Here is an 11,316-nt window from a genome sequence, read left to right on the forward strand (position 1 = left end):
ATGGGATTTTTCCTCGAAACCCTTTTCGGCGGCCTCATGGTCGGCATGCTGTATTCGCTGATCGCGATCGGCTTCGTGCTGATCTACAAGGCCTCGGGCGTCTTCAACTTCGCGCAGGGCGCGATGGTGCTGTTCGCGGCGCTGGCCATGGCGCGCTTCGCCGAGTGGTTCCCGCAGTGGTTCGGCTTCCAGAGCCAGATCCTCGCGAACATCCTGGCCTTCATCGCGGCCATGGCGGTGATGATCGTGGTGGCCTGGCTCATCGAACGGCTGGCGCTGAGCAAGCTGGTGAACCAGGAAGGCATCACGCTCCTGATGGCCACGCTGGGCATCGCCTATTTTCTCGACGGCGTGGGCCAGACGATCTTCGGCAACGACATCTACAAGATCGACGTGGGCATGCCCAAGGAACCGCTGATGGTGCTCGAAGGCACCTTCCAGGGCGGCCTGCTGCTGAGCCAGGAAGACCTGATCGCCGCGCTGGTGTCCGCCGCGCTGGTGGTGGTGCTGGCGATCTTCTTCCAGAAGACCGCCACGGGCCGGGCGCTGCGCGCGGTGGCCGACGACCACCAGGCCGCGCAATCGATCGGCATTCCGCTGTCGCGCATCTGGGTGATCGTGTGGTCGGTGGCCGGTTTCTCGGCGCTGGTGGCCGGGATCATCTGGGGCTCCAAGCTCGGCGTGCAGTTCTCGCTCTCGCTGGTGGCGCTGAAGGCGCTGCCGGTGGTGATCCTCGGCGGGCTGACCTCGATCCCCGGCGCCATCATCGGCGGCCTGCTGATCGGTGTCGGCGAGAAGCTGTCTGAAATCTATCTCGGCCCCATGCTCGGTGGCGGCATCGAGATCTGGTTTGCCTATGTTCTTGCACTGGTCTTCCTGCTGGTTCGGCCCCAAGGGTTGTTCGGCGAAAAGATCATCGATCGGGTCTGACATGTTCTACAGAGAAAACGGCCAGTTCAAGTCGAGCTACCGCGCCGACCAACAGATCTTCCCGATCGCGCAGGACCGCCTGGCGATCCTGGTGCTGCTGCTCGTGGCATTCGTCGTGGTGCCGATGGGCGTCTCCGACTACTGGATGCGCGCCATCCTCACGCCCTTTCTGATCCTGTCGCTGGCGGCGCTGGGCCTGAACATCCTGGTCGGCTACTGCGGCCAGATCTCGCTGGGCACCGGCGCTTTCATGGCGGTGGGCGCGTACGCGGCCTACAACTTCCAGGTGCGCATCGACGGCATGCCGCTCATCGCCTCGCTGCTGCTGGGCGGGCTGTGCGCCACGGTGATCGGCGTGCTGTTCGGCATTCCGAGCCTGCGCATCAAGGGCCTGTACCTGGCGGTGGCCACGCTGGCCGCGCAGTTCTTCACCGACTGGGCGTTCCTGCGCATCCAGTGGTTCACCAACAACTCGTCCTCGGGTTCGGTGAGCGTGGCGGGGCTGAACGTGTTCGGCGTGCCGATCGAGTCGCCGGTGCAGAAGTATTTGTTCTGCCTGATCTTCGTGGTGGTGTTCGCACTGCTGGCCAAGAACCTGGTGCGCAGCGCCATCGGCCGCGAATGGATGGCGATGCGCGACATGGACGTGGCCGCCGCGGTGATCGGCATCCGCCCGGTGTACGCCAAGCTCACGGCCTTTGCGGTGAGCAGCTTCATCGTCGGCGTGGCCGGCGCGCTGTGGGGCTTCATTCACCTGGGTGCATGGGAGCCGGCGGCGTTCAGCATCGACCGCTCGTTCCAGCTGCTGTTCATGGTGATCATCGGCGGGCTCGGCTCGATCATGGGCAGCTTCTTCGGCGCCGCCTTCATCGTGCTGCTGCCGCTCTTCCTGAACCAGCTGCCGGGGTGGCTGGGCTTCTCGATCTCGACCGCACTGGCCTCGCACCTGGAGACCATGATCTTCGGCGCGCTGATCGTGTTCTTCCTGATCGTGGAGCCGCACGGCCTGGCGCGGCTGTGGTCCACGGCCAAGGAAAAGCTGCGGCTGTGGCCCTTCCCGCACTGACAGGTTCTTGTTGTTCGTTCGTAAAAACCCGGCACCGAGGTGCCCACAAAAGGAGACAGGCATGACACTGAAATCGCTCGCTCTGACCGCCGCCCTGGTGGCCAGCACCCTCGGCGCGGCCTTCGCGCCTTCGCTCGCGCAGGCCCAGGCCAAGGAACAGTTCTTCCCGCTGCTGGTGTACCGCACCGGCCCCTACGCGCCCAACGGCACGCCCTGGGCCAACGGCAAGCAGGACTACATCAAGTACATCAACGCCACCGGCGGCATCAACGGCGTGAAGATCACGTACGAGGAATGCGAAACCGGCTACGCCACCGACAAGGGCGTGGAATGCTACGAGCGTCTGAAGGGCCGCCCGGGCGTGACGCTGTTCGACCCGCAGGCCACCGGCATCACCTTCGCGCTGACCGACAAGGTGCCCACCGACAAGATCCCGCTCATCACGCTGGGCTACGGCCTGTCGGCCTCGCAGGACGGCGGCGTGTTCAAGTGGAACTTCCCGCTCATGGGCTCCTACTGGACCGCGGCCGACATCCTGATCCAGCACATCGGCAAAAAAGAAGGCGGCATGGACAAGCTCAAGGGCAAGAAGATCGCCCTCGTGTACCACGACTCGCCGTTCGGCAAGGAGCCGATCCCGCTGCTGCAGGAGCGCGCCAAGCAGAACGGCTTCGAGTTGTCGCTCATTCCCGTGACCGCACCGGGCGTGGAACAGAAGTCGGCCTGGCTGCAGGTGCGCCAGTCGCGTCCTGACTTCGTGCTGCTGTGGGGCTGGGGCGTGATGAACTCCACCGCCCTGAAGGAAGCCGTGGCCACGGGCTACCCGCGCGAGAAGATGTACGGCGTGTGGTGGGCCGGTGCCGAACCCGACGTGAAGGACGTGGGCGCCAACGCCAAGGGCTACAACGCGCTGGCGCTGAACACCTCGGGCACGCAGCCCAAGGTGATCCAGGACATCCTGAAGCAGGTGCACGACAAGGGCCAGGGCACGGGTCCGAAGGACGAAGTGGGCTCGGTGCTCTACACGCGCGGCGTGATCATCCAGATGCTGACCATCGAGGCCGTGCGTCGTGCGCAGGAGCGCTTCGGCAAGGGCAAGGTCATGACCGGCGAGCAGGTGCGCTGGGGCATGGAAAACCTCGCGCTCGACCAGAAGAAGCTGGACGCATTGGGCTTCTCGGGCGTGATGCGTCCGGTGAGCACCTCGTGCCAGGACCACATGGGCTCGACCTGGGCGCGCGTGCACACCTGGGACGGCGCCAAGTGGGGCGGCATGTCCGACTGGTACGAGGCCGACAGCCAGATCATCAAGCCGATGGTGAAGGCGGCCGCCGACAAGTACGCCGGCGAGAAGAAGCTCACCCGCCGCGAAGCCGCGGACTGCCAGTCTTGAGCTAACCCCCAGGCTGCGCGCACTTCGTGTCGCTTCTCCCACCCCCTTGCAGGGGGCAACACCAGCGGCCCGGCAAAGCCGGTTCCGCGGTGTTCCCCGAAGGGCGGTGGGTCAAGCGGGTATCTGAAAGAACAGCGTCGTTGTTCTTTCGAATGCTTCGGACCACACCATGAGCGAACCCAAGATCCTTCTCAACGTCAACGGCATCGAGGTCATCTACAACCACGTGATCCTCGTGCTCAAGGGCGTGTCGCTGACCGTGCCCGAAAGCGGCATCGTCGCGCTGCTCGGCGGCAACGGCGCCGGCAAGACGACCACGCTGCGCGCCGTGAGCAACCTGCTCGCGGGTGAACGCGGCGCCGTGACCAAGGGCACCATCGAGCTGCGCGGCGAGCGCATCGAGGCGCTGTCGCCGGCCGAGCTGGTCAAGCGCGGGCTGATCCAGGTGATGGAAGGCCGCCACTGCTTCGCCCACCTGACCATCGAAGAGAACCTGATGACCGGCGCCTACACGCGCACCGACGGCAAGGCCGCGGTGCAGGAGACGCTGGAGAAGGTCTACGCGTATTTCCCGCGCCTGAAGACGCGCCGCACCTCGCAGGCGGCCTACACCTCGGGCGGCGAGCAGCAGATGTGCGCCATCGGCCGCGCGCTGATGGCCAACCCGACGATGGTGCTGCTGGACGAGCCCTCGATGGGCCTGGCGCCGCAGATCGTGGAAGAGGTGTTCGAGATCGTGAAAGACCTGAACACCAAGGAAAAAGTGACCTTCCTGCTGGCCGAGCAGAACACCAACATGGCGCTGCGCTACGCCGACTACGGCTACATCCTGGAGAACGGCCGCATCGTGATGGACGGCGAGGCCAAGAGCCTGCGCGAGAACGAGGACGTGAAAGAGTTCTACCTCGGCGTGGGCGGTGCGGACCGCAAGAGCTTCCGTGACGTGAAGAGCTACAAGCGCCGCAAGCGCTGGTTGGCTTGACGCTCCCCCAGTCTTCGCGCACTTCGTGTCGCTTCGCCAACCCCCTCGCCGGGGGCAATACCAGCGGCCCGGCAAAGCCGGTTCCGCGGTATTCCCGAATGAGTCAGTTGAGCGCCTTGAACAGAACAGAAAGATGAAGGGTACGGACATGACCGACCACTACGACAAGCTCGAGATCCGCGACCCCGCCGAACGCGAACGTGACCTGCTGGCCGCGCTACCCCGGCAGATCACCCAGGCACAGACTGCAACGTCCGCCTTCACGAAGATCCTCGACGGCGTGAAGCCCGCCGACGTCACCTCGCGCGAAGCGCTCGCGAAGCTGCCTGTCACGCGCAAGTCGGAACTGCTCGAGCTGCAGAAGGCACGCCGCGCCGACGACCCCTTCGGCGGTTTTGCGTCGATCGTGCGCGGGCCGCGCATGCCGCGCATCTTCGCGAGCCCCGGCACCATCTACGAACCCGAGGGCGAGGCACGCGACTACTGGCGCACCGCGCGGGCGCTGCATGCGGCGGGCTTTCGCAGCGGCGAGCTGATCCACAACAGCTTCAGCTACCACATGACGCCGGCCGGCTCCATCATGGAAAGCGGCGCGCATGCCATGGGCTGCACCATCTTCGCGGGCGGCACGGGCCAGCCCGAGCAGCAGCTCGAAGCCATCGTCGACCTCAAGCCCGACGGCTACGCGGGCACGCCGAGCTTCCTGAAGATCCTGCTGGAGAAGGCCGAAGAGAAGGGCCAGAAGCTGCCGTGGTTCACCAAGGCGCTGGTGTCCGGCGAGGCCTTTCCGCCCAGCCTGCACGACTGGATCGCCGCGCACGGCGTGCAGGGCATCCAGTGCTACGCGACCGCCGACCTGGGCCTCATCGCTTATGAAACCAGCGCGCGCCAGGGCCTGGTGATCGACGAGGGCGTGCTGGTCGAGATCGTGCGCCCCGGCACCGGCGACCCGGTGCCCGACGGCGAGGTGGGCGAGATCGTCGTCACCACCTTCAACCCCGACTACCCGCTGGTGCGCTTCGGCACCGGCGACCTCTCGGCCGTGCTCGCGGGCACCTGCCCCACGGGCCGCACGAACAAGCGCATCAAGGGCTGGCTCGGCCGCGCCGACCAGACCACCAAGGTGCGCGGCATGTTCGTGCATCCCTCGCAGGTCGCCGAGGTCGTGCGGCGCTTTCCCGAGATCGTGCGCGCGCGGCTCGTGGTGTCGGGCGAGATGGGCGACGACCAGATGACCTTCAAGCTCGAATGCGCCGGCGCCCCGGCCGGGCTCGACGTACGCATCGCCGATGCGGTGCGCGAAGTGACCAAGCTGCGCGGCACCATCGAGCTGGTGGCGCCGGGCACCCTGCCGAACGACGGCAAGGTGATCGAGGACGCGCGCAGCTACAAGTAGGGGCGGTACAGGCGGCGCGTGATGAAGCGCGTGAGGAGCACGGTCAGCAAGGGGTAGAGCGGCACGAGCGCGGCCAGCAGCATGATCAAGCCGACGGCGCCGGAAAAGCCGGATGACGACGTCACCATCAGTGGCAGCCCCACGACGAAGACGACGACGCAGCTCGCAAACACCCCCACCAAGGCCAGCACCGACGCCGCCACGGCCCGGAAGGGCCGGACCTGCGTCAGGCCGGTCGCGGTGCCGAGCCATCCGCCCCAGTACGACAGCGCGAAAATCACCACGGGCGGGCCGCCCCAGAACAGCAGGAGCGCGACGCCGTTCGACGGATCGACGATCGCCGTCCCGATGTTGGCAGCCATCATGCAGCGCGCCTGCAGCGACGCGAACACGACAGCGACCAGCGTTGCCACCGCGCGGCGTGGCGACACACCCGCCTGCACCGCATCTGCCACCTCGCGGTCGCCGGACGGCGCCGCAGCCGGTGCTCGCAGCGCCACCCAGGCCGCAAGCCACACGCTCGACACGAGCACGACCAGTTGCACCGCTTCGTACACGACTGCCGTCGAAGTCACCGTGAAGCCACCGAAGACCGCCTGAAGCCAGCTCCCCGAGAAGAGCATCTGCTGCAGTCTGTAGAGAAGCGGGCCCAACGCGTAGTGGTTCAGCAGCAGCGCGATGAGATAAACCGCGGCATAACGCAGGTGCGGGCCGGGCAGTTGCGCCACGCTCGCGGCGCCGCGCACCTCCAGTGCCTGGCGGGCATGGCTCCAGGCCAGCGCCGCCGCCAGCACCCAGGCCATCGAGAGGTTGGCCATCATGGGAACCCACACGTCCGGCTGGGCATAGCTGGCAAGCATCTGCTGGCTGTCCGGCATGCCGGGCCACAGCTGCTTGCCGAAGTGGAACAACACCAACGCGACTTCGACGGCCAGGGTGATGAGCGCGAAGTCGCGCGGCAAGTGCCACGCATTCGCGAGTGAAGCGGAAGACGTCATCGAAGCCAACGGACGGCCACTTACTTCTTGCAGCTGGCCGGCAACGCCTTGTCCTTCAACCCCTCGCCCGCGCTGCAATGCCACGCGATGCCCCGGTCCGTCGACGACGGCTCCATGCGCAGCGTGCCCTTGGGCGTGGCCACCTCCACCACCATGCTGTCGGGGTCGAGCGTGAGGGTCGCGCCGTTGGGCAGGTTCTCCGGCTGGCCGACGGCGGCCAGGGTGTCGGGGATCTCGGCCTTTTCTTCATAGTGGCGCGTGAGCGCGTTGCGCACCGGCGCGCCCTCGGACCAGGCCTGCGCGACGACGGCGCGGGTCTGGTACTCCTGGTAGGCGGGGATGGCTGCAGCCGCCATGACGCCGATGACAGCCACCACGATCAGCACACCCGCCGCGCCGCCGCCGGCTCGGCCGGCATACGGCACGAAGAGCGCGAGCAAGTAGGCCACCGGGTTGCGCTCGGGCAGCTTGGCGCCCGGGTCGATGGCGCGGGCGACGCGCTTGGTGAGCCAGGGGTAGCCGCCGATGAGTTCGTGGAACGAGCCCCAGAAGCCGCGGTTGCCGCTCGACTGGGCGGCGTAGCGCTGCAGGTTCACGTTGCGCCACTGCTGCGCGCCGGCGGCCAGCGCGACCAGCGCGCGCGGTGCGGAGTCGACCTCGCGGCAGCAGGCGGCGCCGTGCAGGTCGCAGGTGTATTCCTTGGCGCGCGCATAGGCCGCACCCAACAGCGGCAGCCAGAGCACGGGCGCGCGCCAGATGTGGCCCGTGAGGTGGCCGCGGCGGATGTGGCCCAGCTCGTGGCCCATGTAGAAGTGGATGCCGTCGGGCTGCGCCTCCATGGCGTCGACCACGTCGGACAGCAGCACCACGAAGTTGCGGCCGAAAAAGCGCGTGGCGAAGGCGTTGAACATGCCGTCGCCGTGCAGCAGGTAGGCCTCGGGCGGCTGCGCGATGCCCAGGCGGGTGCAGCAGTCGACAAAGCGCGCGTGCAGCTCGGGCAGCTGCTGGGGCGACAGCTTCACGCCCGTGCCCTTGATCCAGGCGATGACCGCCGACTGCGCGAACACGTAGCCGATGAAGCCCAGCAGCACGTACAGCAGCGCAATGCCCAGCGTGCCGACGACGATCAGCGCCCAGGCCAGCAGGCCCAGAACGAGCGTGAGTTTGCCGAGCCAGCGCTCGCGCGGATAGACCCAGGGATCCATTGGTTTCTTCTCCTCGATGCCGCCCGTCGGGCTGGCCTGTTTGTGGTTGTGGTCACCCCGGCGCGGGTGCGCGGGACGGGCGTGATCATGCCCCAGCATGGGGCGAAAACGGTGACATTCCTAAGGGCTATTCGGTATGGGTCAGCCCCCGGTCAGCCGATAAGATCGCGACCCTTTCCATTTAAAAACTCCGTCGGAGACATCATGAAGAAACTGTTTGCCCTCGCGGCGATTGCCGCGGCCGCCGTCGGCGCACACGCCCAGGATTTCCCCGCAGGCAAGCCCGTGACGCTGGTGGTGCCTTTCTCGGCCGGCGGCCCGACCGACCGCGTGGCCCGCGACCTGGCCGAATCGCTGCAGAAGACGCTGGGCACGACGATCATCGTGGACAACACCGCCGGCGCCGGCAGCTCGATCGGCACCGCCAAGGTGGCGCGCGCCAACCCCGACGGCTACACGCTGCTGCTGAACCACATCGGCATGTCGACGATGCCGGCGCTGTACCGCAAGCTGCCGTTCAACGTCGAGAACGACTTCGAATACCTCGGCATGGTCAATGAAGTGCCGATGACGCTCATCGGCAAGCCCGGCCTGCCCGCCAACAACTACAAGGAACTGACGACCTGGATCAATGCCAACAAGGGCAAGATCAACCTGGGCAACGCCGGCCTGGGCGCCGCCTCGCACCTGTGCGGCCTGCTGTTCCAGAGCGCGCTGAAGATCGAGATGACGCCCGTGCCGTACAAGGGCACCGCGCCGGCCATCGCCGACCTGCTGGGCGGCCAGATCGACCTGCTGTGCGACCAGACCACCAACACCACGTCGCAGATCGAGGCCAAGAAGGTCAAGGCCTACGCCGTGACCACCAGCAAGCGCCTGAGCACGCCCGCGCTGAAAGACCTGCCCACGCTCGACGAGTCGGGCCTGAAGGGCTTCGAAGTGTCGATCTGGCACGGCGTGTACGCCCCCAAGGGCACGCCCGCACCGGTGCTGAAGAAGGTCAACGAGGCCATCAAGGCCGCCATGAAGGACCCGGCCTTCATCAAGCGCCAGGAAGGCCTGGGCGCCGTGATCACCACCGACAAGCGCGTCGAGCCGGCCGAACACAAGAAGTTCGTCGCGGCTGAAATCGCCAAGTGGGGCCCGATCATCAAGGCCGCCGGCGTGTACGCGGACTGATCCTTTCGATCTCCCATCGAAAAAGCCGCCGACCCGAAAGGGCCGGCGGCTTTTTTCATGCGGTGACAGCAGGAAAAGAATCAGGGAGGCGAGTAGGTCCACGCCTCGAAGTTCTTGCGCACATCGACCTGGCGCGCGGTGCGTGCCGTGAAGATGAAGCTGCTGACCGACGAGCCCTGCGCGTATTGGTACGCGTTGTTGCCGACGCTCACGCAGTGGTTGTCGCTCGGCGAGTTCACCGGCTGGCAGTAGATGACGGCCTTGCGCGCCGAGGTGCGCACGGTGATCGAGTCGGTGAAGCGGTTGTTGTTGGGCCCACGGCCCGCCACCAGGAAGGTGGTCGGCGCGTAGGCGCCGCTGGGCACGGCCCAGCCGTCCTGGTTGCCCTCGGCGCTGAAGTCGATGTTGTTGGCGGTGGGGTCGGACGGCACCGGCGCGCCGAACACGATGCCGCGCGGAACACCGTCGATTTCCTGCATCAGCTCGGCGCGCAGGGCGGGCGTCATTTCCACGGTCGGCAGTTGCACGGCCTCGGCAAGGGTCGGCGCGCGCGAGAAGGTGCGCACGTACTGCACCGGGTTGGTCCCACCGGCCGCCAGGTAGAACTCGAGCTTCCAGACCGCCTGGTCGGGAATGGCGCTCAGTTGCGCGTCGTCGAACTGCGGCGCTGCGAAGAGATTGCCGGACTCGACGCTGCTCGGGTTGCCGCCTTGCGCCGGGTCCACGTAGCGCGCGGCCATGCGCCACAGCGAGGAGTTCAGCGCGCCGTTGGCGGTGCCGTCGGTGGTGAGCACCAGGGTGGTCAGCCCGGGCCGGGGCACGAGGACCAGCTCACGGCCCGGCAGCGCGGACGAGGTGGCCACCACCTTCGTGAAGATCGAGTCGCCGTTGCCGTCGAGCACGTTGTCCACCGACACGTTGTAGCCCGCGGCGTGGTACTTCAGGTTCGCGTGCTTGAGGAAGTCCTTCAGCTCCTGCTGCGGACGCACGGCGGCGCGATAGGCGTTGCTGTTGCCGGTGAGCTTGAGCGCGCCATTCACGATCCTGGCGTTGAACACGTCGTTGTCGGTGTTGCCCACGCTGTCGGTCCAGCGGTAGGTGAGCGCGATGTCGCCGCCCGGGTGGAAGTATTCGAAGTTGCCGCGGTCGTGCTTCAGGTTCGTGGGGCCGAAGCGGAACAGGCTTTCGAAAGGCCGGCGCGGGCCGCTCGACGCGCGGCCGATGTGCAGGCCGGCCGCGACGAAGCTGGCCGGGTCGTCGCCCACGAACAGCGTGCGGCAGGCCGGCGCGACCACGTCGGCGGCTTCGCCGAAGGCATTGCCGTCGGAGCCGATGGTGCTGCCCACGCGCTCGTTCAGCGGCAGCGCGTAGCAGGCGTTGAGGCGGTCCAGCAGGTCCTTGACCATCGCCGGCGTGGGCGGCTGCACGAGGGCCGCGGCATCGACCGCGGGCAGCGGCGCGATGCTGCTCTCGCCGGTGCGAAACACGATGGACACCGGCGCGCTCTCTTCGCTCGCGGGCTGCGCCTTGACGGTGATCTCGATGTTGGCGGCGGTGCCGTCGGGACGCACCGAGACGTTCAGCGTGTCGAGCACGCGGTCCTGGCCCGTGCCGTTGGCCTGGAAGGTGCCGCTCATCGGGTCGATGCTGGTGTTGAGCGCGTCCAGCAGCGGCTTGAGCGCGGCCACGAGCTTCGCCACCTGATCGCTGATGGCGCCCGGTGTGACGGCGCCGGCGTCGGCCTGCACCGCGGCGGCGAGCTTCGACGGATCGCCGTTGGGCGACAGCTGCGCCACCACCACGGTGGTCAGCGGCGTGACGTTGGTGGTGCCGGTGGCGGTGCTGGCGGTGGTGCTGTAGAGCGTGAGGTCGTCGCGCACGGCCTGGATCACCAACGGCGCCTTGGTGCCCGCGGGCAGCACGCAGCTGTAGGTGCCTTCGGCCGGCACGGTCACTTCGCAGACCTTGGCGCCGGTCTGGTCGAACACGGTGAGCGCGGCGCCGGCAAAGGCCGCGCCGGTGGCCACGGTGCCGCTCAGCGTGCCGGGCGACTCGGCGGCGGGCGGCGTGCCGCCGTTGCCGCCCGTACCGACGGGGAATGCAAAGCCACCGCCGCCTCCGCCACCCCCACCGCCGCCGCAGGCGCCGAGGATCAACAGGGTGGCAA

At 67.3% G+C, this 11,316-nt stretch carries 9 protein-coding genes; 6 read left to right on the plus strand and 3 right to left on the minus strand.

Annotation, left to right across the window (positions count from 1 at the left end):
- From AC3WQR_RS20095 to AC3WQR_RS20115, 5 genes are all read left to right on the plus strand, one after another.
- Positions 1-930 carry a branched-chain amino acid ABC transporter permease gene (locus AC3WQR_RS20095; protein ID WP_070062998.1) on the plus strand — a complete coding sequence of 310 codons (930 nt, stop codon included), beginning with the start codon at positions 1-3 and terminating at the stop codon, positions 928-930.
- Between the two features lies 1 nt (position 931).
- On the plus strand, positions 932-1,996 hold the full coding sequence (locus tag AC3WQR_RS20100) for a branched-chain amino acid ABC transporter permease (RefSeq protein ID WP_062473892.1): 1,065 nt from the start codon (positions 932-934) through the stop codon (positions 1,994-1,996).
- A 61-nt stretch (positions 1,997-2,057) separates the two neighbouring features.
- Positions 2,058-3,389, plus strand: a complete 1,332-nt coding sequence (locus AC3WQR_RS20105; RefSeq protein WP_062473894.1) for an ABC transporter substrate-binding protein — start codon at positions 2,058-2,060, stop codon at positions 3,387-3,389.
- Between the two features lie 169 nt (positions 3,390-3,558).
- Positions 3,559-4,371 (plus strand): ABC transporter ATP-binding protein, encoded by an 813-nt coding sequence (locus AC3WQR_RS20110; protein WP_492683399.1) that lies wholly within the window; start codon positions 3,559-3,561, stop codon positions 4,369-4,371.
- A 148-nt stretch (positions 4,372-4,519) separates the two neighbouring features.
- Positions 4,520-5,767: a phenylacetate--CoA ligase family protein gene (locus AC3WQR_RS20115; protein WP_492743260.1), complete on the plus strand. Its 1,248-nt coding sequence runs from the start codon at positions 4,520-4,522 to the stop codon at positions 5,765-5,767.
- On the opposite strand, the gene AC3WQR_RS20120 is transcribed toward AC3WQR_RS20115, so the two are convergent.
- Together AC3WQR_RS20120 and AC3WQR_RS20125 are read right to left on the minus strand one after the other, a co-directional pair.
- Positions 5,758-6,774 (minus strand): hypothetical protein, encoded by a 1,017-nt coding sequence (locus AC3WQR_RS20120; RefSeq protein WP_492743261.1) that lies wholly within the window; start codon positions 6,772-6,774, stop codon positions 5,758-5,760. The two genes, AC3WQR_RS20115 and AC3WQR_RS20120, sit on opposite strands and share 10 nt — an antisense overlap.
- 11 nt (positions 6,775-6,785) lie before the next feature.
- Complete coding sequence (locus AC3WQR_RS20125; RefSeq protein WP_492743262.1) at positions 6,786-7,970, minus strand: M48 family metalloprotease; 1,185 nt, start codon at positions 7,968-7,970, stop codon at positions 6,786-6,788.
- A gap of 204 nt (positions 7,971-8,174) precedes the next feature.
- Between AC3WQR_RS20125 and AC3WQR_RS20130 the strand changes: the two genes are divergently transcribed.
- Entirely contained in the window at positions 8,175-9,149 is a 975-nt protein-coding gene (locus tag AC3WQR_RS20130) for a tripartite tricarboxylate transporter substrate-binding protein (protein ID WP_492743263.1), read from the plus strand.
- An 80-nt stretch (positions 9,150-9,229) separates the two neighbouring features.
- Here AC3WQR_RS20130 and AC3WQR_RS20135 read toward each other — a convergent pair whose 3' ends face one another.
- Complete coding sequence (locus AC3WQR_RS20135; RefSeq protein ID WP_492743265.1) at positions 9,230-11,308, minus strand: carboxypeptidase regulatory-like domain-containing protein; 2,079 nt, start codon at positions 11,306-11,308, stop codon at positions 9,230-9,232.
- Positions 11,309-11,316: the final 8 nt, after the last annotated feature.

This window comes from Variovorax sp. FW305-3-2-15-B-LB1 (assembly GCF_058787635.1).